Source organism: Achromobacter sp. UBA4530 (genome assembly GCF_002388205.1).
Classification (GTDB): Bacteria; Pseudomonadota; Gammaproteobacteria; order Burkholderiales; family Burkholderiaceae_B; genus Achromobacter; species Achromobacter animicus.
Genome location: NZ_DGMA01000031.1, coordinates 122,741 through 148,371, shown reverse-complemented (window position 1 = coordinate 148,371; position 25,631 = coordinate 122,741). Strand labels below are relative to the sequence as shown.

The window sequence follows — 25,631 nt, the reverse complement described above, 5'->3', positions numbered from 1 at the left end:
CCCCGGCCGCGCCGCGCATCAGGCTTCGGCCGCCCGGCAGAACGTGATCTCGAAGCGGCCCGGCAGTTCAAACGCCACGTGATGCCGCACGCCGGGTTCGATCACCACCTGCTGGCCCGCGGTCAGCACGGCTTCGGTATGCGGGGCATCGTCCAGCACAAAACGCAGCACGCCCGCGTGCACCTTCAACAGTCCCCACGTGCCGGGCTTGGTGGAATGCGCCGCCTTCAGCGCGTCCGGCAGGTTGTCCGGCGTGAACACGGGACTGTCCATATAGGGCTGCACGCCGGGCGGCAAGCGGTCGGGCAGGCTGGCGATGTCCGCCCGCGCCTGCCAGACGGCCCACAGCTTGGCCGCGATACGATCGGCCATTGCGTCCGCCGTCGTCTGCAACTGCGCGTGTCCCAGCGCCGCCGTCGTGGCGTGAAACAGCGCCAGCCAACGTTCAAAGAGCGGCCACGACAGATCTGGAATGCGCGCATGCGCCGGGATCGGCGCTCCCTTGAAGCGGCGCGTACCCAGCACCAGCGACGACCAGAAATCGCAGAGCAGCGACAGGTGATGGTCCCAGTCCTTCACGCGCGCGTTGAAAATCGGACCCAGCACCTCGTCTTCGCGCACCTTGGCGTAGAAGGTGTGGACCAGCCTGCGGATGTCGTCTTCGGTGGGGGCTGGCGTCGGGCTAGCGGGTTCGGATTGCGGCGTGAAAGGCATGAAAGGCGGGAAGCGCTTGGACGTGAGAACGCCTGCCATTCTCCGCACGCCGCGCGTCCGGTCACATGACGAAGGTCATTGGCGCGCGCGCCTTTTCACGTCACGCGACCGCATAAAAAGCGCGCCCGATCCCGGCGCACGCGTGCGTTTGAGCGTGTCAGAACGGCCGCTTCGCCGTCATCGACAGGCTGGCCAGATGGGCCGGATCAGTCACCACCCACTGGCTACGCTTGCCGCTGATATAGCCCTGCGCCTGCCAGTCGTTCAGCAGCCGGCTCAGCGTTTCAGCGCGTATGCCCAAATGCGCCGCAAGCTGGCGCTGGTTCAGCGGCAGCGTCAGCGTGGCGCCCTGCCGTTCCTGCAGCCCCATCAGGTAGTTCGCCAGCCGTTCCGCTGCAGAACTGGACGTCATCCAGTCGACCTTGTTCACCTGGTCATAAACCGCCTGGCTCATACCGGCCAGCAGCTTGAGCGCCAGATCGGGCCAGCGCCGGCACGCGTCGTGCAGCTTCGTGCGAGCCAGCCGCCAGCACTGCACATCCGTCCGCGCGCGCGCCTGCATCGGATAGCGGCCGTGCGGCATGAACATCGCGGCCTCGGCCATCAGTTGCCCTGGCTCGAAAACCCGGAACACGCGCTCGTCGCCGTTGTAGCTGTAGCGCATGACCTCGGCCTGCCCGGTCTCGACCAGCAGGTAGTGGCGCGCCTCGTCGCCTTCGCCGAACAGGATCTGCCCGGCCGGCGCCCGCAGCACGCTCGCATCGAGCAGAAGATCGTCGGCCACGCCCGCCGGTAATCCGGCCAGCAGCGGATGCTGTGCAAGCAGGCGGACGGCCGCCGCGCGCGGCTCGAGCACATTGATATTTGTCATTCTGGGTCGTTCGGCTTGAGTGTGAGAATAAAACGATAATAGTTCCTATTTAGAATAATGACCTCACCTCAGCACACCCGCCGCCGCTTCTGCGCCGCGGCGTTGGGCGCCGCCCTCCTGCCGCGCCTTGCATCTGTCCGGGCCGCCACGCTCGAACGCCGGGCCCAACTGACCCTCGCGGGACCGGGCGCCGTGGTCAGCTATCCGCTGATGCACATGGCGGCCACCGGCGCGCTGGCCGATCACACCGACAAGCTGCGCTTCCGCTTGTGGCAGACGCCGGACCAGTTGCGCACGCTGCTGGTGAACCGCGACGTCGAGTTCAGCGCGGCGCCCAGCACCCTGCCCGCCCTGCTGCACAACCGCGGCATGCCGGTGCGCCTGTTGAACATCTCGGTCTGGGGCATTCTGTGGCTCGTCAGCCGCAATCCCGACATCAAGACCTTCGCTGACCTGGCGGGACGCGAGCTGGTCGCGCCCTTCCAGCGCGATCTTCCCGCCGTGCTGCTGGACACCTTGCTGCAGGCCCAGGCCGACAAAGGCCTGGCGCCGGTTACGCTGCGCCGCACCCGCGACGGCCAGGACGCCATCGCCCTCATGCTGAGTGGTCAGGCGGAAAGCGTGCTGCTCGTCGAACCCATGGCCTCGCTGCTGCTGTGGCGCGCGCAACAGGCCGGCGGCATGGCGCTGCACCGCGGCCAGAGCCTGGAAGCCGCGTGGCGCGGCAGCTTTCCCCAACAGCCTTCATTGCCGCAAGCCGGCGTCATGGCCGGCGCAGGCGTGGCGGACGATACCCCGCTGTGCCGCGCGGTGGACGCCGCCTACGCCGCGTCGGCGCGCTGGTGCGCGGCCAACCCCGAAGCCTGCGCCGACCTCGTGCGCGAACACCTGCCGCACCTGCCCGCGCCGGCTGTCGTGACTGCGATTCGCGGCACGCGGCTGGACAGCCGCAGCGCCCACGATGCCCGTCCCGAGCTGGAAGCGCTGTACCGCCTGCTGGCCAGCCGCTTTCCGCAGGCCATCGGCGGCGAGCTGCCCCCTGTCGGCTTCTACGGACCATGAGCGCCCCCGCCGCAAGTCCCGCGCGCACGTCGCGCGGCTGGAGCGTGGCCGGCGTCCTGCTGTTGCTGCTGGCATGGCACCTGACCGCCCGCCATCTTGGCCCGCTGCTCATGGCCACGCCCTGGGACGCGCTGCGCGCCATCGGCCCCCTCGTGCGCAGCGAACAGTTCTTCGCCAACGCAGGCGTCAGCCTGATGCGCATCGGCGTGGGCGTGCTGGCCGGCGCCTCCATCGGCTTCACGCTCGGCGTGCTGGCCGGGCACAGCGCGCGCCTGCGTGGCCTCATCGAACCTTTGCGCTGGCTGCTGATGGCCGTGCCGCCCGTGGTGATGGTCGTGCTGGCCATGCTGTGGTTCGGCATGGGATCGCCCATGGTCATCTTCATCACCACGCTGATGATGGCGCCCGGCATGTACGTCAACACCGTCAAGGGCATGCTGCACGTGGACCGGCGGCTGATGGAGATGACGCACGTCTATCGCTACGGCCCGTGGCTGCGCCTGCGCCACCTCTACCTGCCCGCGCTCAGCGCGCCGCTTCTGGCCGCCCTGCTCATCGCCCTGTGCGGCGGCGTGCGCCTGGTGGTGATGGCCGAAGTGCTGGGCGCGGAGAACGGCGTCGGTTATGCGCTCGCCAATGCCCGCAGCACGTTCGACACCGCCGAACTCTTTGCGTGGGTGCTGCTGATCTTCGGCCTGGTCGCCCTGCTGGAATTTGCACTGCTGCAACCGTTGCAGCGCCGCCTGGGACGCTGGATGGAGCCGAGCCATGCTTGAAATGCAAAACCTCGTGCTGCGCTTTGGCGCCCAGCCCGTGCTGGCCCGCATCGACTTACGGCTGGCGGCCGGCGAGCGGCTGGGCCTTGCCGGCCCCAGCGGCGCGGGCAAGAGCTCGCTGCTGCGTCTGGCGGCGGGACTGCTCGCGCCCACGGCAGGCACGCTGCGCAACACGTTCCGGCATCCGGTGCTGATGTTCCAGGAGCCGCGCCTCTTGCCCTGGCGCAATGCGCGCGACAACGTGGCGCTACCGCTGCGCGCCACCGGCCTGCGCATGGCCGACGCCCGCGCGAAAGCGGATGAATGGCTGGCCCGGGTCGGGCTCTTGGGCGCGGGCAATGCCTGGCCGGGAGAGCTGTCGGGCGGCATGGCGCAGCGGGTCTCGCTGGCCCGCGCGCTGGCGCTTGAGCCCGACCTGCTATTGCTCGACGAACCCTTCAGCGCGCTCGACCCCGCGCTGCGCCGCCAGCTCTCCGCGTGCTGCCACGAAGAAGTCGCGCGCCTGGGCGCGGCCCTCATCTGCATCAGCCACGACCCGCAGGAACTGCTGGGCCTGGTCGACCGCTGCGTCATGGTCGGCAACGGCTGCCTCGAACCCGTCTCGCTCAGCGGGTCTATTGGCAGCCCGCAGCGCGCCGCCGACGCCGAACGCCTGCACGCCCTGCTGCTCGACTCAAGGAAGCAACCATGACCTACCTCGCCCTGCACATCGTGCATCTGTTCGCCGCGCTGATCTTCATCGGCACCGTGATCTTCGAAGTGCTGTTCCTCGAACCCGTCGCCAGACGCCTGCCCGCCGACGTGCGCCGCGCGCTGTCGCAGCAACTGGCGCCGCGCGTGCGACGTGTGATGCCCTGGGTCCTGGTCGTGCTCTACGCCTGCGGGCTGGGCATGGCCTGGCACTACCGCGCCGTGCTCGCCAGCCCCGGCAGCTCGGCCTTCGCCGCCTTGCTGCTCTTGAAGATGGCGCTGGCCGGCAGCGTGCTGCTGCACGTCATCACGGCCATGACGCTGGCGCGCCGCCAACGCCTGCACGCCGCGCTCCGTTCACGCGTGCATCTGAGCGTGTTCTGTCACATGGCCGGCATCGTGTTGCTGGCCAAGACCATGTTTCACATTTCCTGGTAACGCCCAGGCCCGTCCTTCGTGGAATCCATCTGATGTCTACCCCTGTCCTGCGCCAGCTCGCATCCACCCTCACCCTGAGCGCCCTCGGGCTGTCCGTCGCCATGGCGCAGGATGCGCCGTCGCTGGCCCCCGTCGTCGTTTCCGGGACCACCATCCCCAATGCGCTGGAACCCAGCGTGCAACGCACGCAAGCCGAATTGCAGGCCGTGCCCGGCGGCACCAACCTGATCCAGCCGCAGCAGGCCGTGCGTCTCATCACGCTGCGCGACGCGCTGGAATACCAGCCCGGCGTCATCGTGCAGGAATTCTTTGGGGGCCTGGACCAGCCGCGTTTGAACATCCGCGGCTCCGGCATCCAGAGCAACCCGCTGTCGCGCGGCATCCTGCTGATGCAGGACGGTCTGCCGCTCAACGACGCGGACGGTTCCTTCATCATCAGCCTGCTCGAACCACGCAATGCCGGCATCATCGCCGTGCGGCGCGGGGCCAATGCGCTGGCCCCCGGCGCCAGCACGCTGGGCGGCGAGGTCGACTTCCAGTCGCTCACCGGCACGCAGGGCGACTTCATCCGGCTAGGCGGCGGCAGCTTCGGCACCCGCAACGTCACGCTGGCCAAAGGCTTTCAGGACGAACGCTTCGACGGCCGCTTCGCCTTCGGCTACGACAAGTCGGACGGCTATCGCCACCAGTCGTCGTCCGAACGCACCAGCTTCCAGGGCAACGTCGGCTTCCGCCGCGGCCTGTTTGAAAACCGCACCTATCTTTCGTACACCGACCTGAAGTTCGACATTCCCCAGCCTATCCCGAAGGCGCGCATGGTCGAAGACCCGCGCAGCGTGCTGGGCGACGGCAACTCGCCGCAGGACATTGCCAACAACGTCTACAACCGCGACCCGCACCGCAACACCAACCAGTTCCGCCTCGCCAACCGCAGCTTCTGGGGCACCGAGACCTTCAACCAGACGGCCGGCGTCTACTGGCAGCACACGAACGACGACTTCACCAATCCGCAGGTCGCCAACGTGACCGACAGCGACACCTACGGCCTGGCCTGGCAACTGAACGGCAAGATCGGCACCGTGGACTACCGCGCCGGCCTGGATTGGCAGCGCAGCAACATGGACCGCGACCTGTACGCCATCCGCCCGTCCGACGGCCAGCGCCTGCAACGCTTCGGCAACTACGACCTGCGCGCCGAGAACCGCAGCGCGATGGTGGGCGTGGACTGGCACCTGACGCCGCAGTTCAGCGTGGTGGGTGACGTCAAATACACCGTCGCGGTGCGCGACGCGCACGAGCGCAACAGCGGCAAGACGCTGGATCAGGATTGGCGCTACGCCACGCCGAAGCTGGGCGTGATCTGGCAGCCGGCCGCATCGCAGCGCTGGTATGCCAACGTCAGCCGCAGCAACGAAGTGCCGACCTTCTGGGAAATCGTCAACGGCGAAGTCGCCGCGCCGATGAACCCGGCCACGGCCAGCACCTCCATGAGCAAGCTGGACCTGCAACGCGCGCTCACGTATGAAGTCGGCGGCGACGGCACGTTCACCGTCGCCGGCCGCGACCAGCACTGGAGCGTGTCGCTGTACCGCAGCAAGGTCGACGACGAGCTGATGTCGGTCACCAACGAAAACGGCACGCCCGCCGGCACCTACAATTACAACGGCCGCACGCGCCACCAGGGCATCGAGGCCGGGCTGTCCGGCACGCTGCCCTCGCCCGGCGAAGGCATGTTCGACTACCGCATCGCCTACACGCTCAGCGACTTCCGCTTCCGCAACGGCCAATACGAAGGCAACCGCATCGCCGGCGTGCCGCGCCATCTGCTGAGCGCCGAAGTCATGTACCGCATCGGCGGCTGGCGCTTCGGCCCCAACGTGCGCTGGCTGATGAGCGACACGGAGACCAACCACGCCAACGCGCCCGGCACGCAGCAGGAAGCCTATGCGCTCCTTGGCTTCAAGATCGCCTACGAGCACGACGCGCACTGGAGCGGCTACGTCACGGCCGACAACCTCACCGACAAGACCTACGCCAGCAGCTACGCCATCCGCAACACGGCCACGCCCGCCATGCCCATCTTCCTGCCGGGCAACGGCCGCGCGTTCAGCGCGGGCGTGGCGTACAAGTTCTGATGGCGGACCGTTTGCCTTAGAACTCCGTGCTCACGGACAACAGCACCGTCAGCGGCGCGCCGACCGTCAGACCTTCGCGCGCCGCGGACTGCCAGTAGTTCTTGTTCAGCACGTTCTCGACCATCGCACGGATGACCACGGGCTTGCCGTTGGCGTTGAAGGCATAGCGCGCGCCCACGTCGAAGCGCGTCCAGCCCGGAATCTCCTGCGTGTTGGCGACGTCGACGATCTGCGAGCTGGTGCGCAGCATCCGCGCGGTCAGCGTCAGGCCCGGCACGAATGGCGTGTCCCATTCGGCTGCCGCGTTGAATTGCAGACGCGGCACGGCCGGCGCGCGATTGCCGTCATTGACGCCGCCCTCGGTACGCGTCAGGCGCGCATCGGTATAGGCCACGCCGCCCAAAAGGCGCACGCCGTGCGTCGGCTCGCCCTGCACCAGGAATTCCAGCCCGCGGTTGCGCTGCTTGCCATTGGACACGTAGCGCAGGCTGGCAGGATCCAGATAGCTGCTGGGACGCTCGATCTGGAACGCGCTGAGCGTCGTTTCAAACTGGCCGAAATCGTACTTGGCGCCCAGTTCGAACTGCTTGGAGATTTCAGGCGCGAACACTTCACCCGCGTTGACGGCGCCTTCGGGCGCCGTCCCGCCCTGGCTCAGGCCCTCGATGTAATTGCCATACAGCGCCAGCCGCTCCGTAGGTTTGACGGTCAAGGCAAACGCCGGCGTGACGGCGGACTCGTTGTAGTTCGACGTCTGGCGGCCGGTCATCGCGTCGAAGTTGGTCGACTCCACGCGCTGGTGGCGCGCGCCCGCGATGAACTGCACGCGGTCGTCGGCCATCGAAATCGTGTCGGCCAGCGCAATGCTGACCAGCCGGGAATCGCTGGCCCGCGGCAGATCCGACGGCCGCGCGATGTTCGGCTTGGGCAGGTCCGCGGGGTTGTAGATGTTGGAAAACACCGTGCTGGACCGGATCCGCGCCGCCGAATAGTCGATGTCCAGCACGCTGGCGCTCAGCGCCGGCTCGTGATTGAGCGGGCCGGTCTGCAGGCGCCCCCGCACGCCGATTTCGCCCGTCTTGCTCAGCAGCGACTCGTTCAGGCGGGCCGGCACCGCGCCGATATCACCCGCTTCGTTCAGCATCAGCCAGCTGGTCTGCATGCTTTCAAAGTCGTGTTTGCGCGCGCCCACTGCGCCGTAGACGGTCCAGTCCGGCGACACGTCGTACTCGGCGCGCAGCGCGCCCGACCATTCCTTGGTCTTCCAATAGGTCCACGACGGAAAGAAATTGCGGCGCGCGTCCGGCGCCCGGCCGATGTCCACGCCCGACGGCGGCGGAAACAGCAGGCCGCTGCGCGCATCGGTGGTGCGGTTCTGGTAGTTGATGTCGCCTTCCACGCGCAGGCGCTCGCCCTGGTAGTCCAGGCCCAGCGCCACGGCGCCCAGGTCTTCCTTCGCGCCGTCCATCGGCAGGTCGCCGCTGCTGCCGGCCACGTTCAGGCGCACGCCCCACTCCTGGCTCTCGCCATAGCGGCGCGACAGGTCGGCGTGCGCGCCGAACTGGCTGTCGCCGATGTACGACACGGTAAAGCGGTTCAGCGGATCGGCGCCCGCGCGCTTGGGCACGAGGTTGATTGAGCCGCCCACGGAACCGTAGGGCGCCATCCCGTTCAGCAAGGCATTGGGACCGCGCAGCACTTCCACGCGCTCTACCCCGATCAGCGAACTGGAATTGCGCGGCGACACGCCGTACAGGCCATTGAACGACACGTCGTAATTGAACAGCGTGAACCCGCGGATGTTGAACTCATCGCGCCCCGCACCACGCGAGTACGTATTGCGCACGGTGGGGTCATTGACCAGCACGTCGCCGATGTTCTGCGCCTGCTGATCCTCGATCAGCTTGGCGGTGTACTGCGTCGCGCTGAATGGCGTGCTCATGTCGTCGCGGTCGCCCAGCAGGCCCAGACGTCCGCCGCGCGCCACCTGGCCGCCCGGGTAGACGGGCGGCAAGCCGCTCGCCAGCCCCGAGGCCGTCACCGTCACGGGTTCCAGCGTGGTGGTCTGGCCGGCGGGCAAAACGCTCAGGCGGTACTCGTTCGGCGCCTCGCGCGTGGCGCGCAATCCCGTTCCGGCCAGGGCCTGCTCCAGCGCCTGATGGGGGGTATAGCGGCCGCGCACGCCATTGCTCTGGCGGTCGGCCACCAGCGACGGCTGCGCGGCCAGCAGGATGCCGGACGCGTTCGCCAGCCGCGTCAGCACCTGATTCAGCGGCGCGGGGGCAATGTCGAACGTCATCAGATCCGCCACGCCGGTCGACGCGGGCGCGGCCTGCGCGTGGGCCGTCGGCCCCCAGACCGCGGAAACGGCCATCGCCAGGGCCAGCGGCAGGCCCCAGGACGGAATGCGGCGGCGACGGAAGGCCAAGGCGCGCGCGCGGTTCACGGGAAAGGCCGCGGCGGCGGAAGTAGGACGGTGGGACATGACGGGACCTGTGCTCTCGTGCGTAAGTTCTGGAAGGGAGAGCGGCGCGCCAGCCATGCGGATTGCAGGGCGCGAGCGGCTCTTACTGTCCTTATTCGAACGAGCGGGCAAAACCCGGAACCGTTTCGCGGAAAATTTTTTCAGGCGCGCGCTTCGAGGCTGATCCACCAGGGCATCGTGCGGCGCACGCGCACCGGCAAAACCGAGGCCAGCATGTCCAGCGCGCGGTCGGTCTCGCGGATGGGATAGCTGCCGAAGACGTGCAGCCGCGCGATCTCCGGCGCCACGGCCAGGTGGCCGAAGTGATAGCGGCGCAATTCGGCCACCACGTCCGCCAGCGGCGTGTTGTCGGCCACCAACACGCCGCGCGTCCAGGCCTCGCGGGCCGGGTCCACCGGCAGGAAGCCGTCCAACGTGTCCGCGGTGAACCGCGCCTGTCGCCCCGCCGGCACGATGCCGCTGGCGCGGCTGCCGGCCGTGTCGACCCGGACGGCCCCTTCGTGCACGGCCACCACCACGCCGTCGTCCTCCCCACGCACGGTGAAACGCGTACCCAGCGCCTGCAGCCGGCCCTGCGCGGTGTCGACCACAAAGGGACGGATCGGGTCCGCGGCGGTCTGGATCAGCAGCTCTCCGGCAACAAGCTGCAGGCGGCGCAACGTGGCGCCATAGTCGACATCGAACGCGCTCAGCGCCTTCAGCCAGACCTGGGTGCCATCGGCCAGCGCGACGTGGCGCGTTTCGCCCAGCCCCGCGCGATGGTCCGCGCCCCAGGTCGAAGCCGCCAGGGGCAAGGGCGTCTGCCGCCACGCCGTCCACCCCAGGCTGGCGATGCCCAGGGCCCCCGCCATCCCCAGCAGCAGTTGCCGGCGAGCGCGCGGCCGGGCCGACGCGGCCTGCCCGAACGCCGTCACGGCGGCGTCCCGGTCAGGACTGGATTGCAGCGGGGAAAAGCGGCGGCCGATGCGTTCGACGTAGCCCCAGGCCTCGCGGTGTTCCGCCGCGCGGTCGATCCATTGCTGCCATTGCTGGCGCTCGGCGGCCGACGCATCGCCGGATCGCAGCAACGCATACCACTCGGCGGCCTGCTCCATCGCACGATGAGAGGGCTCGCGCGCCTGCGCGGCGCTCATGAGGCGGCCGCCTGCAATGCCGCGGGCAACGGCGGCAGGCCGGCCGGCTCGTCCGCATGTCCTGCCGCCAGGCGCGCCTCAAGCTGCATGCAGCACAGCATGGCCTGGGCGACGTACTTGCGGACCATGCGCGCCGACACGCCCAGCACGTCCGCCACTTCCTGGTCGGTCATCTCGCACGCCACCGCCATGACGAAGGCGTGGGCGGTCTTGGGCGGCAATCCGCGCAGCATCGCGTCGATCTCGCCCAGGGCCTGCAGCACCATGGCCTGATCCTCGGCCGAGGACACCGTGGGCTCGGGCTGCGCGGCCAGGGCGTCCAGCCAGGCCTGCTCCAGGTCGCGGCGGCGCCACAGGTCGATGCACATGCCGTTGGCCATCCGGCGCAGATAGGTCCGGGCATGGCGGGCGTTGTCGAACTTGCACGGGCGCGTCAAGAGGCGCACGAACGCGTCGTGCGCCAGGTCGGCGGCGTCCGCCGCGTTGCCCAGGCGCCAGTTCACCCAGGCCAGCAGCCAGCCGTGGTGATTGCCGTATAGGCTCTCGAAGTCCTGGGGTGCCCCTTCCGATCCGCTCACGATCCCGCCCGCACGCGATACCGCTCACATTGCTTATTAATGCGAACGGTTATCAATTAACAAAGCGCAGATTATGGACCGGGGTGGCGAGGTTTGGCAACGGGGGTTTAGGCGATAATCCCGCTGCCCCGACGGGCCCGGCGAAGCCGGCACACAGCCGCGAAGGAAGCGATGAACTGGGACGATGCAAGGATCTTTCTGGCGCTGCAACGGGAAGGCACGCTGCGGCGCGCCGCGCGCGTGGCCGGCGTCGATCAGGCCACGATCGGGCGGCGCATCGCCACGCTGGAACACACCCTGGGCGCGACGCTGTTCCTGCGCAGTTCCACCGGATACACGCTCACGCCCACGGGTGAAAGCGTGCTGCGCGCCGCCGAACGCATGGAGCAATTTGCCCACGACCTGGTGCGGCAGGCCCAAGGCACGGACGGGCGGCTGGAAGGCGAGGTCAAGGTTGCGACGACCGACTCGCTGGCCATGGAATTCGTCATACCAGCCATCGCGGTGCTGCACGTGCAGCACCCCGCCGTGCGTGTCCGTTTGAACGTGTCGACCCAGATGGCCAACCTTGCCCGGCGCGAGGCGGACATCGCCATCCGTAACATCAAGCCCGAGAACCCGGATCTCGTCGCGCGCCAACTGGCCCGCTGGCCAGTGGGCCTGTACGCCAGCGAGCAGTATCTGGAACTGCGCGGCACGCCGTCGGAAGGCGAGGGCCTGCAAGGGCATGACCTGGTGTACTACCAGCCCTACCTCGAAGGCGGCCGCGCGCCCACCATCGTCGGCGAACCGGCCCAGTCGGGCTGCATCGTGGCCACGGCCAATTCCAGCCTGATGCTGCGCGCCATGATTGCCGACGGCATCGGCATCGGCGAACTGCCCGTGCCCATGGCCGAACGCGGCGGACTCGTCCGCCTGTGGCCGGCGCGCGAACGCGCAGGCGGCTTTCCCGTGTGGCTGGTGACGCACCAGGACCTGCGGCACACGGCCCGGGTGCGGGCATTCATCGACGCCGTCGCAAAGCAGTTCGACCCGCCGCCGCAATAGGCGGCGACAGTCAGCGACGACTGCCAGCGGTTATTGCCAGCGGTTATTGCCCGCAATTACTGCCGCATTTTTGCATTGGTCGAATTGCAAAACGCTGCGTGATTGCAGCGCGCTGGCTACCTATACTTTTTCGCAGGCCGGTCGGTTTCGCCCGGCATTCGAAGCGTGAGGTTCCCCATGTCGCATTCATCCGCCGTCGCCCCCGCCGCGACGCCAACTCCCGTGGCAACACCGCCCGTAGCAGGCACCGCTGCATGGCGGTACGTCCTTGCCGGGTTCGCCGCCAGCCTGGCCAGCATCGGCCTGGCCCGTTTCGCCTACGCGCCGCTGGTCCCCGCGCTGATCCAGGCGCACTGGTTCTCCTCGTCCAGCGTCGTGTTCCTGAGCGCTGCCAACCTGACCGGCTATCTCATCGGCGCGCTCATCGGCCAGCCGCTGGCGCGGCGCTTTTCCAGCACTCAGGTGCTGCGCGTCATGATGGCGCTGGTCACGCTGGCCTTTGCGGCGTGCAGCCTGCCGCTGTCGATCGGCTGGTTCTTCGGCTGGCGTCTTGCCTCGGGCATCGCGGGCGGCGCCATCATGGTGCTGGCGGCCGCGACGATCCTGCCGCATGTGCCGCGCGCGCGGCGCGGACTGGCGGGCGGCGCCATCTTCCTGGGCATCGGCGTCGGCATTGCAGGCTCCGGCACGGTCGTGCCGTGGCTGCTGGGCATGGGGCTGCAGGCGGCATGGCTGGGTCTTGCCGCCATCTCGGCCGCGCTGACCCTGCTGACCTGGCGTGCGTGGCCAGCGCATGGCGCCGCGTCGCGCCGGTTGGCGGACCCCGTGGCGGGCACGCCTTCCCCTGCCCGCCAGCCCTCCGATCACCGCGCCGGCGTGATCCTGCTGTTCGGCCAGTATGGGCTGATGGCCGTAGCGCTGGTCCCGGCGATGGTCTTCCTGGTGGACTTCGTCGAGCGCGGCCTGGGCGCGGGCGCCGCGGCCGGCGCGCGCTTCTGGATTCTCTACGGCGTCGGCGCAATGGTAGGCCCCCCGCTTTACGGCTGGCTGGGCGATCGGCTTGGCCCGCGCCAGGCCCTGCGCGTCGTGCTGGCTGTTCAGGCGATCGCGATGGGCGCCTTGAGCTTCAGCCACCACCATGCATTGCTGGGCGCCGCCGCGCTGGTGGCGGGCACCTTCCCGCCGGGCATCGTGCCCCTGGCGCTGGCGCGCATCCACAACCTGATTCCGCACGATGCCTTTGCGCAAAACCAGGCCTGGAGCCGCGCAACAGTCAGCTTTGCGACCTTCCAGGCGTTGGCCGGTTACGGTTACTCGGCCGTGTTCAGCGCCAGCGGCGGCCAGCACCGGACGATGTTCGTCATCGGCACGGCGGCGCTGATCATCGCGGTCCTGGCCGAGGCCGGCGCGGTGGAAAAGTTGATCGGCCGGCTGCTGCAAGGCAGTCCCCAGCCCTGCGGCCCCGCGCCCGATTGCCGATGACACGCACGCCCGGCGCCTGCCGGGCGTACACGAAGGCTCATCCCAGATACTCCACATTCCCGCACACCGAGATGCTCTGCCCGCTGATCATCGCCCCTTGCTCAGAGCACAGGAACACCACCTGATTCGCCACGTCTTCCGGACGCGTCATGCGGCGCAGCGACACCTTTTCCACAAGCTGCTCGCGCATCGCATCGTTGCTGACCCCGCCGGCTTCGGCGCGGGCGGCGATGATGCGCTCGACGCGGTCGCCCGACACCACGCCCGGCAGCACCGAATTGACGCGGATGTTCGACGGCCCCAGCTCCATCGCCCAGGTCTGGGTCAGCCCGGCCAGCCCGAACTTGCTGGCGCTGTAAGGCGAACGCAAAGAAAAGCCCAGGCGCCCCGCCACGGACGAGATATTGACGATGGCGCCGCCGCCCGCGGCCCGCAGCAGCGGCACCGCGCTGCGCGCGCACAGGAACGTGCCGGTCAGGTTGACGTCCAGCGTGTTGCGCCAGGCGTCCAGCGTCGTGTCCTCGAGCCGGCTGGTCGGCCCGGACACGCCCGCATTGTTGACCAGCACATCCAAGGCGCCCCACCGCGCGCCCAGCGCCTCGAACATCGCCAGCACCTGCGTCTCATCAGACACGTCCGTCCGGCTGACGCTCAACGCGGGCAGGCTTTCTTGCGCCGCCTTGAGCGCCCCTTCGTCCACGTCGCAGATATGCACGTCGGCGCCCGCATCCACAAACCTGCGCGCGATCGCCAGTCCGATGCCCTGCGCGCCCGCGGTGACCAGCACGCGGGCGCCTTTCAATGATTCGGTCATGTCATGTCCCGATGTACAAGTGGCGGCGGCGCGGCTCGTGCGCCGCGCCGCCAGACGGTTACGTCAAAGCGCGAACTCGGGACGGATGCCGCTTTTTAGGGGCAAGCCCATGATTTCTCGCGCCTCGGCGGGCGTGGCCGGCTCCATGTCCATTTCGCGGATGATGCGCACGATACGCTCGGTCAACTGCACGTTGGTGGCCAGTTCGCCATGCCGGTAATACAGGTTGTCCTCCAGCCCGACCCGCGCGTGGCCGCCCAGCAGCAGCGCGCTGATGTTGGCCTCCAACTGCGACGGCCCGATGCCGCTGACGCAGAAGACGCTGTTCTTGGGCAGCAGGTCCACCATCATCTGCAGATGCCGCGGCGAAAACGGCATGGCGTTCTGGAAGTTGCGATGCACGTTCATGACCAGGTTGATGAAGTGCGGGCCTTCGTCCAGGTCCTCGTTGATCAGCGTCGTCACGTCCTGCAGGATGTGCGTCGGACTGAACACCTCCCACTCGGGCTTGATGCCGCGCGCCTTCATGCCGACGGCCAGCTCGCGCCCTTTGCTGAGCGGCGTGTTCATCAGGTATTCGCGGTCGCCGAACGCCAGATTCAGCGTGGTGGCGTCCAGCGTGCACATCTCCGCGCCCGCGTCCATGCCCTTCAGACGCTCCTCCCACAGAATCTCCCACGTGCCGGGCGAGGTCTCGGCGACCATGTCGCCATGCACCCCACCGCCCGTGGAGTTGTTCAGCACGATGTCGCAGCGCTCGCGAATCAGCTGGTTCATCTTCCGGTAGACGGCGGCGTCGCACGTCGCCAGATCATCCGCACGCCGCGCATGCAGCGCCACCACGCTGGCGCCCGCGTTATAGCAGCGGTAGACATCCTCCGCGATCTCCGCGGGCTGCGTCGGCAGGTGCGGATTCTGGCTTTTCAGAGCCATGCCCCCGGTCGGGGCAATGGTCACGATGACTTTGCGTTTGGCCATGCGAGTTCTCCTAGGATTTCCACAGCGCGCAGCGGCTTTCGGACTGCTTCGTGAAGGCCTCGTTGCCGTCGATGGCCTGCACCACCGTGAAGTAATCCCACGGCTCCTTCGACTGGTCCGGGCTCTTGACCTGCAGCAGGTACATGTCATGCACGACGCGGCCATCGGGACGCACCACGCCGTCCTTGATGTACATGTCGTTCAGCTTGTTCTCGCGCAAGTACGCCAGCACCTTGTCGGCGTCGTCCGTGCCGGTTGCCTTGACCGCGCGCAGGTACTGCAATGCCGCCGAATAATCGGCCGCCTGCAGCGACGACGGCATGGCCTGCCGGCGGTCGAAGAACTTGCGGCTCCACGCGCGCGTCTCGTCCGACGCATTCCAGTACCAGCTGTCGGTCAGGTACATGCCCTGCGCGGCCGGCAGGCCCATCGCGTGGATGTCGTTGATGAACATGATCATGCCCGCCAGCTTCATCGACTTGGTGATGCCGAACTCGTTCGCCGCCTTGATTGAATTGGTCGCGTCCGCACCCGCATTGGCCAGCGCCAGGATCTCGGCCTTGCTGCTTTGCGCCTGCAACAGGAATGACGAGAAATCGCTGGCGGCCAGCGGATGCTTCACGCTGCCCACGACCTTGCCGCCGCCGGACTCAACCACCTTGGTGGTGTCGGCCTGCAGCGCATGCCCGAAAGCGTAGTCGGCCGTCAGGAAATACCAGCTCTTGCCGCCCGCCTTGACCACCGCCGCGCCCGTGCCGCGCGCCTGCGCCACGGTGTCGTAGGCATAGTTCAGCGTGTAGGGCGTGCATTGCTCGTTGGTCAGCGCGGGCGCGCCGGCGCCGACCACGATGATCGGCTTCTTCTTGTCCGCCGCCACCTTCGACATGGCCAGCGCCGTGCTTGAATTGGTGCCGCCGATCAGCATGTCCAGGCCGCGCTGGTCAAACCATTCGCGCGCCTTGGCCGACGCCACGTCAGCCTTGTTCTGGTGGTCCGCGGTCAAAAGCTCGATCTTCTTGCCGTTGATCTGCCCGCCCATTTCCTCGATCGCCATCTTGATGGCTTCGGCGCCGCCAGGACCATCCGGCCCCGAGTAGACGCCGGACATGTCGGTGATGAATCCGATGCGGATCACGTCGTCGGACACTTGCGCCTGCGCGGCCGTGGCGGGCAGCAGCGTGGCGGCAATGGCGCCGGCAATGGCGGTGGCGGACAGCAGGCGTGGCATTGACAACATACCGGTCTCCTCTTATGGTTTTTGGCCCGTGGGCGTCAAACATTCTGCGGTCCGGCTGCCCCTGCGGACAGTCATCACGTTGACAAAGAACCCTAGGGTTTACCTGGGCCGCATTCCACCTCCAGACAGGGAATGAACATGCGCGAACCGCCTGCCCTGGCGGGCAACGACGCGACCGCCGTGAATCGCAGGCCGGCGCGCAGTGCCGTGGACAAGATGCTCGACGTGGTGCCCTGGTACAAGGGACTGCCCGAACTCGAGCGCGATGTGGTGCGCGCCGAACTGCGCACGGTGTCGCTGGCGACGGGCGAATACCTGTTTCGCGCGGGGTCCCGCTCGCCTGGCTGGTATGGCGTGGTCGAAGGCCTGGTGAAGTGGTCGTCGCCCGGCACCGATGGCCGCACGTTGTCGCTGGCCGGATTCAGCACGGGAAGCTGGTTCGGCGAAGCCACCATGATCCGCCGCGAACGCTTCGAATACGAAGTCGTCGCCCTGCGCCCCAGCCGAATCGTGATCCTGCCGCGCGACACCTGCGAACGCCTCTGGAACAACAACATCGAATTCACCAAGGCGTTGATGACGCATCTGGCGCAGCGGGTGAACTGGCTGATGGGCTGCTACACGGGCAACGTGCTGCTCGACGTCGACACCACGGTCGCGCGCGCCGTCGCGGCGCAACTGGACGCCGAGGTCCATTCCGGCACAAAGGGCCGGCTGCGGATCTCGCAGGAAGAGATCGCCGGCCTGTGCGGCGTCTCGCGCCAGCGCTGCAACACCGCGCTGACCCGGTTGGCGCGCGAAGGCGTACTGCAAACGCACTACGGCGGGTTGACGGTGCTGGACAAGGAGGCGTTGTACCGGTGCGCGAAGATCAGCCGCAATCCGGCATAATGCCCGGGCTGCCGCCGATCACGCGGCGCCGACACGAACGGCAACGCCGCGGCAAAGCGCAATCTTGCTTGCTTCGCAGAACTGTTCTGCAGATCGATGGGGTAATCGGCCGGTCGGATAAAAATTATCATCGGCATGTAAGACAACCCCTGGCCGGGAGCCTGATTCCGGCCTACCCAGCCGCCAGCGTCAAAGCATAAGAATCCGGCCCGCGGAAGGCACGGTCCCCGCATGGCGGCGGGAACCTGGAGAGAGACAGATGCGCAAGCTCACGCGCCGCGGCTTCATCGCGGCCGGAACCCTCATGATGTTTGCCCGGCCGGTGCTGGCCGCGGCCAAGCCCGTGACCCTGATCGTGCCCTATGCCGCGGGCGGCCCCAACGACAATTTCGCGCGCCTCCTGGCCGAAGGCATGGGCGCCGAGCTGGGCATGAACTTCATCGTCGAGAACAAGCCTGGCGCCAACGGCATCATCGGCACATCGCAGGTCGCACGCGCGCCCGCCGACGGCAGCATGCTGCTGATGGGCGGCTCCGGACCTCTGTCGCTGAACATCCTGCTGCGCCCCAGCCTGAACTACGGCTTCGACAGCTTCAAGTCCGTCGCCATGATGTTCGACGGCCCGCTCACGATCACCGTGCCCGCGAAGATGGGTGTCAATTCCCTCGCGGAGCTGGTGGCCTATGCAAAAAAAGAGAATCGCGCGCTCACCTACGGATCGCTAGGCCCCGGCAGCGTCACCGATCTATACGGGCTGATCATGTCCAAGACGCTGGGCATCCCGCTGACCGCCGTGCCCTACAAGAGCACGCCCACCAGCCTGATCGACCTCATCACCGGGCGCAACGATCTCTCCTACATGACGCCCATCGCCCTGGCCGACCACCAGAAGGCGGGCGCGGTGAAGATCCTGGCGCTGACAACCGACCAGCGCGATCCGGCCCTGCCGGAAGTGCCCTGCGTGACGGAACTGGGTTATCCCCAGCTCAAGGCCAGCTATTGGACGGCGCTGCATGCGCCCAAGGGAACGCCCGACGCGATCGTAGAGGCCTATTCCGCGGCCGCCATCAAGACCGTCCAATCCGAGAGCTTCCGAAAGCTGCTCGTGGCCAACGGCCAGACCGAAAAGGCCGGCGGCCCGCAGGCACTGGAAGCGCAACTGGACGCCGACCGGCAATATTGGGGCAAGGTCATCCAGGAAAACCACATCGTTCTCGATTGAGCCAGCCCTTCTCCCAATGACAAGCCCGCCAATTTGGCGGGCTTGTCTGTTCAGGCTGATGCGGTCATTCGTTCATTGGATCTGCGCCGGCGCGATGCCGTGCGTGGCGGACTGGAAGTTGATCACCGGACGCGCTTCCCGGCAGGCGGTCCTGCGGATCTTGCCCACGATGAGATCATGCGTGCCCAGTTTCTCGGTGCAGACGATGTCGCACTCGATGCTGGCCAGCGCATCGGGCAGCACAGGCGCGCCATGTTCGTTCATCACCCAACCGCCTTGGGCGAACCGCGCCCTGCCCTGAGGATTCTTCATAAAGGCCTCGATCACTTCGGCATGGCCTTCTCCGAGGATGTTGGCAACGAAGCGGCCGTTTCGCAGCAGCGGCGCATGCGCCGACGCGGTCTGCTGCACAAAGAATCCGACCATGGGCGGATCGGCAGAGATCGACGTGAGGCTGGAAACGATCATCCCCGCCATGTCGGCGCCGTCGCCCGTGCTGACGGCGCTGATGCCCGCCGGCAGCGAGCGCATCGCCGCCTTGAAGTCATCGACCGACACCACCTCGTCGCAATCGTTGACCACCATGTGCGCGCGGATGTCGCCGCGTTCATCGACCCATCCATGCCGCGCCGCGTAATCCACCATCTTCGAGAAGCTGGCTTCCCACGCCGGATCGCCCGCGTGCTGTGACAGAAAGCGCAGCACCGACGGCGACAGCCGCACGTGCCTTTCGTCCTCGCGCCGGCCAATGCGGGCGATCGCACGTTCGAGCCTATCCGCGGGCTGCGGATCCGCCATGACATCCAGGCGGCCGAAATCAGCCGCATCGCGCAGCGCAATCGCGCCGGCATTGCTCAAGTAGATACGCATGTTGCCCTCCTTCAGGCAAGGACGGTCGTACTGCCGACTTCCTTGCGGATCGCGGGAATGATCTTGTCGCCCCAGAGTTCGATCTGCTTGAGCATCGTCTTCTGGTCGAAATCGCCAAGCTGCGTTTGCAGCGCGATGTGCTTGGGCCGCAGGATGCTGATCTCTTCCAGCATCTTGTCGATGACTTCATTGACCGACCCCACCGGCAGGTTCTTGCGAAGCTGCTCGAAGGTAGGATCGGTTTCCGACGGCACTTCCTTGACCATGTAGCCGTCGTCGCTCTGCGCGCGGCGGAACTTCAAGCTTTCGGAAATGCGGCGCTGGAAGCGTGCGCAATCCAGATAGGCGTCGATCTCGGCTTTGTTGTCCGACGCGTAGCCGCAGCGCAGGAAGCCGAACTTCACATCGCGATCCAGGTCCTTGCCATTGTCGTCCGCCACCTTTTCCAGCCGGCCTCGCAGCTCGGCGATGGCGTCGTTGCCCTTGAGCAGCGCCGTCACGAACAGGTTGTGGTTCTCGCGCACGCCGCGGCCCAGCGTCACCGGATTGCCCGACGTGATCCACAGCGGCGGCATCGGATCCTGGATGCAGCGCACCGCGATCGAGCTGGGCGGAATCTTCAGGAACTTGCCGTCATGCTCGAAGATCTTCTGCGTCAGGCCCTTGGGGATGACGTCCAGGAACTCATTGAAGATCGCGCCCGATTCTTCCAGCTGCACGCCGAAGCGCTCGAACTCGAACTGCTGATACCCGGATCCCACACCCAGTTCCAGGCGGCCGTTAGACACCGTATCCACGAAGCCGACCTCGGCCAGGAAGCGCGCTGGGTGATACAGCGGCAAAATGCACACCGCCGTGCCCAGACGGATGCGGCTGGTCTTCGCGGCCGCATGCGCCACCGTCATCAACGGCGACGGCGACAGCGAGTAGTTGTTGAAGTGGTGCTCGGCGTACCAGGCCGTGTTGAACCCGGCTTGCTCGGCCGCCACCGTCTGCTCGATGGAGTTGTTGATGACTTGCGCGGAGGACTGGTGGTAACCTCGTTGCTGCGCCAGAATGAATACGCCGAATTCCATTGTGTCTCCTCATTGATGCTTGAATCCTTGAGGAAATTCTAGAGGCCGGTAGTCATGGGCTGGAATACAAGAAAAGCGGCGTTCTGTGCTGCATAAAGTGGAGGAATGATGGACAGACTGCGCGCAATGGAGCTCTTTCTGTCGATCTCGAAGACCGAGAGCTTCTCGGAAACCGCGCGCCAGTTCGGCATCTCCGCCACCTCGGTGTCGCGCATGATCACCGACTTCGAAAACGAGCTCAACGTGAAGCTCCTGCTGCGTTCCACACGGCAGGTCGTACTGACCGAAGCGGGCCAGGAATACGCGCGCCAGCTCGAAACCATCCTCTGGAACATCAACGAGGCGCACCGCAACATCACCGAAATCCGCGCCGCGCCCAAGGGCATCCTGCGTGTGCATTCGCGCATGATGTTCGGCCTGGGCGTGTTGCCGCAGCTGGTCGCCGCGTTCCGCGAGGCCTATCCCGAGATCCACATCGAACTCGTGCTGTCGGAAGCCAAAACCGATCTGCGGCGCAATAACTTCGACATCGACTTTCGCATCTCGCCGCCCGTCGAAGCCGGGCTGAAGCGGCGCATCCTGTTCAAGAGCGAACGATACCTGGTGGCCTCGCCGGCGTACCTGGCGAATCGCGAACTGCCTACGCGGCCGGCGGACATCGCGCAGCATGACTGCCTGGCCTACCTGCTGCCAGGCGACCAGACGTGCTGGCGCTTCAAGCAGGGCGACACGATCGACGAAGTGCTGATCAAGCCCCGGCACGTCACCAACAACGGCGTGGCCTTGCTGGAACTGGCCCGGCTGGGCGAAGGGATTGCGCTGCTGGACGACTACACCGTGCACCACGACATCGAGCGCGGCACGCTGGTGCGGCTATGCCCCGATTACCGGGTCACCAACACGACGTTTGAAGAAGGCATGTACGCCACCATCCTGGACACCGCCATGATCCCCGTGAAGATCCGGCTGTTCCTGGACTTCGTGGCCTCGCACGTATCCGGCGCGGAACTGCGCTTTGCGGCGTACGGCAAGCCGGCCGCCAGCGACTAACGCGCCGGCAGGCATCAGCCTTGCGGCCGGATCCGGCAATGCGGACGCGGCGCGCCGGCATAACCCGTGCCGCGCACGCGCAGCAGTGCACCATCCATCGGGCCGTCCGCCGACAGGCGTCCGCTGTCGCTGATGGAGGTGACGTACAGGTCGGCCAGCCCGTCCCCGCCAAAACACAGCGACGCCGGATGCGCGACCGGCAGGTCGATGCGCACATCCAGCTTTCCGTCGCGGTCGAACCTGGCAATGGCGCCGGCATGCACCAACGCCGTCCATAACCCGCCGTCGCGGTCGAAACAGCAGCCGTCGGGCGCCGACCCTAGCGCGTCCGTATCGACGAAGACGTCGCGTTCCGACAATCTGCCCTGCGCGTCCATGCGGTAGCGGTAGATCTTGCGCACCGAACTGTCGCACACGTAAAAGTGCGTGCCATCCGGATGCAGGGCCGGCCCGTTGACCACCCCCAGCCCCGCGTCGATGCGGTCAAGGCGGCCGGCGGGATCCAGGCGGTACAGGCCGCCCAGCGGCGGCTCCCCGGCCTCGCGGTAGATATGCATGGTCCCCGCCACGAAGCTGCCGTCCGGCAGGGGCGTGCCGTCGTTCAACCGCAGATTCGGGTGGCTGTCCTCGATAATGGCCAGCATCCGCAGGCTGCCGTCCGCCGGCCAAAAGCGCGCAAACGACTCCTTCAGCGCCACCACCAGCTCGTCCTCGCCATTGAACGCAAAGGAACCCAGCGGCGCAGGCAACTGCCAGCGTTGCACGCTGCCAGAGTCGGGGTTCACGGCCAGGATCAGCCCCTTGCGGCAATCCGCCATCCACAGCAGCCCGCGCGCCGCATCCCAGACCGGACATTCGCCCAGGGCTGCGCGCAGCGTCCCGATTTGTTCAATCAGCATCTTCCGCCTCGCTCCTTATTAGCCGGCTTTCCACCGACTTTTTTCCCCATGGTATCGGCTTGGCGTGGGCCGGAATATGCGGCATTCCTGCAGAACACAACCACCGTTTTTGGCGTAGATCGCGCAGGAGCCCCTACCTAAAATCAAAAAAAAGTCCGGCGCCGCCCGGCACGGACTGCGGACAAGACAGGTCGATCCGACCCGAGGAGACTTCCATGCAGCACGCCCACGGCGCCCGGCGCCCCACTGTCCATGCCCAGTCGAACGAGGTGCGCGCATGAGCGACACCCCCGTCAAGTTCGAAGTCAACGAGGGCGTTGCCCTGGTCACCCTGAACAACGCGCCGGTCAACGCGCTGAACCGCAACATGCGGCGGCGCATCGTGGCGATCTTCGACGAGATCTCCGAGCGCGAGGACATCCGCTGCGCGGTGCTGACCGGCAACGGCACGGTGTTCTGCGCGGGCGCGGACCTGAAGGACCGCCCCAACGCCGACATCGCCGGCGACTTCCTGGAACACAACCGCATCACCCGCGAGACCGGCAACGCCATCAAGGAGTGCGCCAAGCCGGTCATCGCCGCCGTCAACGGCGCGGCGCTCGGCGCCGGCCTTGGGCTCATGGCTGCCTGCGACATCATGTATGCGTCCGACAACGCCACGTTCGGCATGCCCGAGATCAACGTCGGCCTGGCCGGCGGCGCTTCCATGCTGCGTACGCTGTTCGGGCGCTCGACGCTGCGCCGCATGTTCTACACCGGACAGCGCTTGACCGCCCACGACCTGCTGCGCCGCAACGTGCTGGAAGACGTGCTGCCCCCCGATCAGCTGTTGCCCGCCGCGTTGGCGCTGGCGCACGAAATCGCCGCCAAGGCGCCGCTCGCCGTGCTGTACGCCAAGCGCGCGGCCAACATGGTGGACCTGATGCCGCAGCGCGACGCCTATCGCTTCGAGCAGGACTTCACGATGGCGCTGGCCAAGACCGAAGACGCGCGCGAGGCCCGCATGGCGTTCCTGGAAAAGCGCCAGCCGCAATTCAAGGGGCGTTGAGCATGACGCAGCAGAATCAACGCCCCGGTGCGGGGCTGGCCCCCTTTTTCCAGGCGTCGGGCATCGCCGTGATTGGCGCCTCCGATGAGGTCACCAAAATCGGCGGCCGCCCCGTCCACATGCTGATCAAGCATGGCTACCGCGGCGCGGTGTATCCCATCAACCCCAAAGGCGGCACCATCCAGGGGCTGCCGGCCTACACGTCGGTGAAAGACACGCCGGCAGCGCCGGAACTCGCCATCCTGGCCGTGCCCGCCGCCGCCACGCCTGCCGCGCTGCGCGACTGCGCCGCGCGCGGCGTGAAGGCGGCCATCGTCCTGTCGGCCGGCTTCACCGAAGCCGGTCCGCAAGGCGCGGCGCTACAGTCCGAACTGGTGGCGATCGCTCGCGAACACGGCATGCGCGTCCTGGGCCCGAATTGCCTGGGCACCGTCAACGTCGCCGAGCGCCTGATCGGCTCATTTTCGATCGCGCTGGAGGAGAACATGCCGCCGGTCGGCCACGTGGGCATCGTGTCGCAGTCCGGCAACGTGGGCAGTCACACCATGCAGAGCGTCGCCCGGCGCGGCATGGGCGTCAGCCGCTTCATCGCCACCGGCAACGAGGCGGATGTGGACGCCGCCGACGGCATTGCCGCGCTGGCCGAGGATCCGGACACGCGCATCATCCTGTGCTGCATGGAAACTTGCCGGAATGCCGGAAAGCTCATCGACGCGTTGCGCCTTGCGCGCGGCAACGGCAAGCCCGTCATCATCCTGAAGATCGGTTCCACGGAAAAAGGCCAGGCGGCCGCTGCCTCGCACACGGGCGCCCTTACTGGCTCGGACGCGGTGATCGACGCGGTCTTCCGCCGGCACGGCGTGCTGCGCGTGCGCTCTGTTGAAGCGTTGATCGACATCGGCCACGCGGCCTCGCTGCTCATGCCCGACCGCCTGCCGGCCAACGACGCGGTCACGCTCGTTGCCGCGTCCGGCGGCTTCGGCATCATGATGGCCGACGCCATGAGCGACGCCGGCCTTGCGCTGCCCGCGCTCGCACCCAACACCCAGCGGCGCATCCTGGAAGCCGTGCCCACGGCCAGCACCGGCAATCCGGTGGACGCGTCCGCCCAGATGTCCAGCCGCCCCGACATTCTGCTCAAGATGCTGACGGCCCTGCTGGACGATCCGTCGGCCAGTTCGCTGGCGCTGTTCATGTCGCTGTCGCTCTACAACACCCGGCTGCGAGGCATCTATCTGGAAGCGCTGGCGCAGGTGCGCACCAGCCATCCAGACCGCCTGCTGATGGTCATCAGCCAGGGGCCCGCCGACGCCGTCGAACAGATCAACGCGCTGGGCATTCCGGTGTTCTCCAGCATCGACGCCGCGGCGACGGGGCTGTCGGGCCTGGTGAAGCTGGGCAAGCTGCGCGCGGCCGCTTATGCCGACACGGCGCTGCCCGCCGCCGAACCCGTCGATCCCGCGGTGTTCCGCAACGAATTCCACGCCAAGCAGGCGCTGGGCAACGCCGGCATCGACGTGCCGCGCGAATTCATCGCCCGCAGTGCCGACGACGCGGTGCGCGCGGCCGAGGCCATCGGCTACCCCGTCGTGCTCAAGATCGCCTCCGAAGACGTCGCGCACAAGACGGAAGCCGGTGGTGTGCTGCTCAATGTGGCCGACGCCGACGCCGTGCGCCACGGCCATGCCCGCATCCTGACCAACGTCGCGCGCCATGCGCCCGGCGCCCGCATCGATGGCGTCCTGGTCGCGCCGATGGTCGCGGGCGGCACCGAACTGATCGCCGGCGTCTCGCAAGACCCCGTCTTCGGCCCCATCGTCATGGTCGGCATGGGCGGCATCTACGCCGAGGTGCTGAAGGACGTGGCCGTGCAGGCCGCGCCCGTGACCGAGGACGAGGCCGCGGAAATGATCCGCTCGCTCAAGATGTTTGCCATCCTGGACGGCGCGCGGGGCCAGCCCAAGGCCGACATCGCCGCCGCCGCGCGTAGCGTGGCGCGCCTGTCGGCGTTTGCGTACCGCCATCGCGACGACGTCGCCGAGATCGACATGAACCCTATTCTGGTCCGGCCGCAGGGCCAAGGCGTGGTCGTGCTGGACGCGCTGATGATCCCGCGCGCCGCGCCCGCCCATTGA

Annotated in this window: 23 protein-coding genes; 12 read left to right on the top strand and 11 right to left on the bottom strand. The window is 67.2% G+C overall.

Going from position 1 to position 25,631, the window contains the following annotated elements:
* Positions 1 to 18 precede the first annotated feature (18 nt).
* Together B2W22_RS21865 and B2W22_RS21860 are read right to left on the bottom strand one after the other, a co-directional pair.
* Entirely contained in the window at positions 19 to 753 is a 735-nt protein-coding gene (locus B2W22_RS21865) for a DUF1971 domain-containing protein (RefSeq protein ID WP_254594909.1), read from the bottom strand.
* A 118-nt stretch (positions 754 to 871) separates the two neighbouring features.
* Entirely contained in the window at positions 872 to 1,585 is a 714-nt protein-coding gene (locus B2W22_RS21860) for a Crp/Fnr family transcriptional regulator (protein ID WP_286939542.1), read from the bottom strand.
* A gap of 57 nt (positions 1,586 to 1,642) precedes the next feature.
* Here B2W22_RS21860 and B2W22_RS21855 point away from each other — a divergent pair, with 57 nt between their 5' ends.
* From B2W22_RS21855 to B2W22_RS21835, 5 genes are read left to right on the top strand one after another with little or no spacing between them, the layout of a single operon-like run.
* Positions 1,643 to 2,647 carry an ABC transporter substrate-binding protein gene (locus tag B2W22_RS21855; RefSeq protein ID WP_286939541.1) on the top strand — a complete coding sequence of 335 codons (1,005 nt, stop codon included), beginning with the start codon at positions 1,643 to 1,645 and terminating at the stop codon, positions 2,645 to 2,647.
* A complete protein-coding gene (locus tag B2W22_RS21850; protein ID WP_286939540.1) occupies positions 2,644 to 3,423 on the top strand; it encodes an ABC transporter permease in 780 nt (259 codons plus the stop codon). Before B2W22_RS21855 ends, B2W22_RS21850 begins: the two co-directional genes overlap by 4 nt.
* Positions 3,416 to 4,114 (top strand): ATP-binding cassette domain-containing protein, encoded by a 699-nt coding sequence (locus B2W22_RS21845; RefSeq protein ID WP_286939539.1) that lies wholly within the window; start codon positions 3,416 to 3,418, stop codon positions 4,112 to 4,114. The genes B2W22_RS21850 and B2W22_RS21845 overlap by 8 nt, the downstream gene beginning before the upstream one ends.
* Positions 4,111 to 4,551, top strand: coding sequence for a CopD family copper resistance protein (locus B2W22_RS21840; RefSeq protein ID WP_218342825.1), 441 nt, complete (start codon positions 4,111 to 4,113; stop codon positions 4,549 to 4,551). Before B2W22_RS21845 ends, B2W22_RS21840 begins: the two co-directional genes overlap by 4 nt.
* A gap of 32 nt (positions 4,552 to 4,583) precedes the next feature.
* On the top strand, positions 4,584 to 6,686 hold the full coding sequence (locus tag B2W22_RS21835) for a TonB-dependent receptor family protein (protein WP_286939537.1): 2,103 nt from the start codon (positions 4,584 to 4,586) through the stop codon (positions 6,684 to 6,686).
* 16 nt (positions 6,687 to 6,702) lie between these two features.
* On the opposite strand, the gene B2W22_RS21830 is transcribed toward B2W22_RS21835, so the two are convergent.
* The 3 genes from B2W22_RS21830 to B2W22_RS21820 all read right to left on the bottom strand — a co-directional run bounded on the left by B2W22_RS21830 (position 6,703) and on the right by B2W22_RS21820 (position 10,882).
* Complete coding sequence (locus B2W22_RS21830; RefSeq protein ID WP_286939650.1) at positions 6,703 to 9,060, bottom strand: TonB-dependent receptor; 2,358 nt, start codon at positions 9,058 to 9,060, stop codon at positions 6,703 to 6,705.
* Positions 9,061 to 9,311: 251 nt separating this feature from the next.
* A complete protein-coding gene (locus B2W22_RS21825) occupies positions 9,312 to 10,304 on the bottom strand; it encodes a FecR family protein (RefSeq protein ID WP_286939536.1) in 993 nt (330 codons plus the stop codon).
* Entirely contained in the window at positions 10,301 to 10,882 is a 582-nt protein-coding gene (locus tag B2W22_RS21820) for a sigma-70 family RNA polymerase sigma factor (RefSeq protein ID WP_286939535.1), read from the bottom strand. Before B2W22_RS21820 ends, B2W22_RS21825 begins: the two co-directional genes overlap by 4 nt.
* Before the next feature lie 171 nt (positions 10,883 to 11,053).
* On the opposite strand from B2W22_RS21820, the gene B2W22_RS21815 reads away from it, so the two are divergent.
* Entirely contained in the window at positions 11,054 to 11,929 is an 876-nt protein-coding gene (locus B2W22_RS21815; RefSeq protein ID WP_286939533.1) for a LysR family transcriptional regulator, read from the top strand.
* Positions 11,930 to 12,106: 177 nt separating this feature from the next.
* Complete coding sequence (locus tag B2W22_RS21810; RefSeq protein WP_286939532.1) at positions 12,107 to 13,411, top strand: YbfB/YjiJ family MFS transporter; 1,305 nt, start codon at positions 12,107 to 12,109, stop codon at positions 13,409 to 13,411.
* A gap of 37 nt (positions 13,412 to 13,448) precedes the next feature.
* Here B2W22_RS21810 and B2W22_RS21805 read toward each other — a convergent pair whose 3' ends face one another.
* From B2W22_RS21805 to B2W22_RS21795, 3 genes are all read right to left on the bottom strand, one after another.
* Positions 13,449 to 14,225, bottom strand: a complete 777-nt coding sequence (locus B2W22_RS21805; RefSeq protein WP_218342821.1) for an SDR family oxidoreductase — start codon at positions 14,223 to 14,225, stop codon at positions 13,449 to 13,451.
* Positions 14,226 to 14,288: 63 nt separating this feature from the next.
* Entirely contained in the window at positions 14,289 to 15,203 is a 915-nt protein-coding gene (locus B2W22_RS21800; RefSeq protein ID WP_175137888.1) for a 3-keto-5-aminohexanoate cleavage protein, read from the bottom strand.
* Between the two features lie 10 nt (positions 15,204 to 15,213).
* On the bottom strand, positions 15,214 to 16,431 hold the full coding sequence (locus B2W22_RS21795; RefSeq protein ID WP_175138001.1) for an ABC transporter substrate-binding protein: 1,218 nt from the start codon (positions 16,429 to 16,431) through the stop codon (positions 15,214 to 15,216).
* 147 nt (positions 16,432 to 16,578) lie between these two features.
* Between B2W22_RS21795 and B2W22_RS21790 the strand changes: the two genes are divergently transcribed.
* Together B2W22_RS21790 and B2W22_RS21785 are read left to right on the top strand one after the other, a co-directional pair.
* Positions 16,579 to 17,331, top strand: coding sequence for a Crp/Fnr family transcriptional regulator (locus tag B2W22_RS21790; protein WP_246282898.1), 753 nt, complete (start codon positions 16,579 to 16,581; stop codon positions 17,329 to 17,331).
* 259 nt (positions 17,332 to 17,590) lie between these two features.
* The gene (locus tag B2W22_RS21785) at positions 17,591 to 18,553 is read left to right on the top strand and encodes a tripartite tricarboxylate transporter substrate binding protein (RefSeq protein WP_239211270.1); all 963 of its coding nucleotides are present in this window, start codon (positions 17,591 to 17,593) and stop codon (positions 18,551 to 18,553) included.
* Between the two features lie 72 nt (positions 18,554 to 18,625).
* On the opposite strand, the gene B2W22_RS21780 is transcribed toward B2W22_RS21785, so the two are convergent.
* Both B2W22_RS21780 and B2W22_RS21775 read right to left on the bottom strand, forming a co-directional pair.
* Positions 18,626 to 19,423: a flavin reductase family protein gene (locus tag B2W22_RS21780; RefSeq protein ID WP_286939531.1), complete on the bottom strand. Its 798-nt coding sequence runs from the start codon at positions 19,421 to 19,423 to the stop codon at positions 18,626 to 18,628.
* Between the two features lie 11 nt (positions 19,424 to 19,434).
* The gene (locus tag B2W22_RS21775) at positions 19,435 to 20,499 is read right to left on the bottom strand and encodes an LLM class flavin-dependent oxidoreductase (protein WP_175184744.1); all 1,065 of its coding nucleotides are present in this window, start codon (positions 20,497 to 20,499) and stop codon (positions 19,435 to 19,437) included.
* 108 nt (positions 20,500 to 20,607) lie between these two features.
* Here B2W22_RS21775 and B2W22_RS21770 point away from each other — a divergent pair, with 108 nt between their 5' ends.
* A complete protein-coding gene (locus B2W22_RS21770) occupies positions 20,608 to 21,549 on the top strand; it encodes a LysR family transcriptional regulator (protein WP_191579074.1) in 942 nt (313 codons plus the stop codon).
* 14 nt (positions 21,550 to 21,563) lie between these two features.
* Here B2W22_RS21770 and B2W22_RS21765 read toward each other — a convergent pair whose 3' ends face one another.
* Entirely contained in the window at positions 21,564 to 22,448 is an 885-nt protein-coding gene (locus tag B2W22_RS21765) for an SMP-30/gluconolactonase/LRE family protein (RefSeq protein ID WP_286939530.1), read from the bottom strand.
* A gap of 277 nt (positions 22,449 to 22,725) precedes the next feature.
* Between B2W22_RS21765 and B2W22_RS21760 the strand changes: the two genes are divergently transcribed.
* Positions 22,726 to 23,496 (top strand): enoyl-CoA hydratase/isomerase family protein, encoded by a 771-nt coding sequence (locus B2W22_RS21760; protein ID WP_175184746.1) that lies wholly within the window; start codon positions 22,726 to 22,728, stop codon positions 23,494 to 23,496.
* 2 nt (positions 23,497 to 23,498) lie between these two features.
* Positions 23,499 to 25,631 (top strand): acetate--CoA ligase family protein, encoded by a 2,133-nt coding sequence (locus tag B2W22_RS21755; protein ID WP_286939529.1) that lies wholly within the window; start codon positions 23,499 to 23,501, stop codon positions 25,629 to 25,631.

What these genes read in the sequence shown, in the direction of transcription:
- B2W22_RS21800 (WP_175137888.1), bottom strand. Translation starts at nt 15,203, where the DNA reads ATGGCCAAACGCAAAGTCATCGTGACCATTGCCCCGACCGGGGGCATG.
- B2W22_RS21815 (WP_286939533.1), top strand. Translation starts at nt 11,054, where the DNA reads ATGAACTGGGACGATGCAAGGATCTTTCTGGCGCTGCAACGGGAAGGC.
- B2W22_RS21835 (WP_286939537.1), top strand. Translation starts at nt 4,584, where the DNA reads ATGTCTACCCCTGTCCTGCGCCAGCTCGCATCCACCCTCACCCTGAGC.
- B2W22_RS21860 (WP_286939542.1), bottom strand. Translation starts at nt 1,585, where the DNA reads ATGACAAATATCAATGTGCTCGAGCCGCGCGCGGCGGCCGTCCGCCTG.
- B2W22_RS21785 (WP_239211270.1), top strand. Translation starts at nt 17,591, where the DNA reads ATGCGCAAGCTCACGCGCCGCGGCTTCATCGCGGCCGGAACCCTCATG.
- B2W22_RS21790 (WP_246282898.1), top strand. Translation starts at nt 16,579, where the DNA reads ATGCGCGAACCGCCTGCCCTGGCGGGCAACGACGCGACCGCCGTGAAT.
- B2W22_RS21765 (WP_286939530.1), bottom strand. Translation starts at nt 22,448, where the DNA reads ATGCTGATTGAACAAATCGGGACGCTGCGCGCAGCCCTGGGCGAATGT.
- B2W22_RS21770 (WP_191579074.1), top strand. Translation starts at nt 20,608, where the DNA reads ATGGACAGACTGCGCGCAATGGAGCTCTTTCTGTCGATCTCGAAGACC.
- B2W22_RS21850 (WP_286939540.1), top strand. Translation starts at nt 2,644, where the DNA reads ATGAGCGCCCCCGCCGCAAGTCCCGCGCGCACGTCGCGCGGCTGGAGC.
- B2W22_RS21780 (WP_286939531.1), bottom strand. Translation starts at nt 19,423, where the DNA reads ATGCGTATCTACTTGAGCAATGCCGGCGCGATTGCGCTGCGCGATGCG.
- B2W22_RS21840 (WP_218342825.1), top strand. Translation starts at nt 4,111, where the DNA reads ATGACCTACCTCGCCCTGCACATCGTGCATCTGTTCGCCGCGCTGATC.
- B2W22_RS21805 (WP_218342821.1), bottom strand. Translation starts at nt 14,225, where the DNA reads ATGACCGAATCATTGAAAGGCGCCCGCGTGCTGGTCACCGCGGGCGCG.
- B2W22_RS21755 (WP_286939529.1), top strand. Translation starts at nt 23,499, where the DNA reads ATGACGCAGCAGAATCAACGCCCCGGTGCGGGGCTGGCCCCCTTTTTC.
- B2W22_RS21865 (WP_254594909.1), bottom strand. Translation starts at nt 753, where the DNA reads ATGGCAGGCGTTCTCACGTCCAAGCGCTTCCCGCCTTTCATGCCTTTC.
- B2W22_RS21830 (WP_286939650.1), bottom strand. Translation starts at nt 9,060, where the DNA reads ATGGCCGTTTCCGCGGTCTGGGGGCCGACGGCCCACGCGCAGGCCGCG.
- B2W22_RS21845 (WP_286939539.1), top strand. Translation starts at nt 3,416, where the DNA reads ATGCTTGAAATGCAAAACCTCGTGCTGCGCTTTGGCGCCCAGCCCGTG.
- B2W22_RS21775 (WP_175184744.1), bottom strand. Translation starts at nt 20,499, where the DNA reads ATGGAATTCGGCGTATTCATTCTGGCGCAGCAACGAGGTTACCACCAG.
- B2W22_RS21825 (WP_286939536.1), bottom strand. Translation starts at nt 10,304, where the DNA reads ATGAGCGCCGCGCAGGCGCGCGAGCCCTCTCATCGTGCGATGGAGCAG.
- B2W22_RS21795 (WP_175138001.1), bottom strand. Translation starts at nt 16,431, where the DNA reads ATGCCACGCCTGCTGTCCGCCACCGCCATTGCCGGCGCCATTGCCGCC.
- B2W22_RS21760 (WP_175184746.1), top strand. Translation starts at nt 22,726, where the DNA reads ATGAGCGACACCCCCGTCAAGTTCGAAGTCAACGAGGGCGTTGCCCTG.
- B2W22_RS21810 (WP_286939532.1), top strand. Translation starts at nt 12,107, where the DNA reads ATGTCGCATTCATCCGCCGTCGCCCCCGCCGCGACGCCAACTCCCGTG.
- B2W22_RS21855 (WP_286939541.1), top strand. Translation starts at nt 1,643, where the DNA reads ATGACCTCACCTCAGCACACCCGCCGCCGCTTCTGCGCCGCGGCGTTG.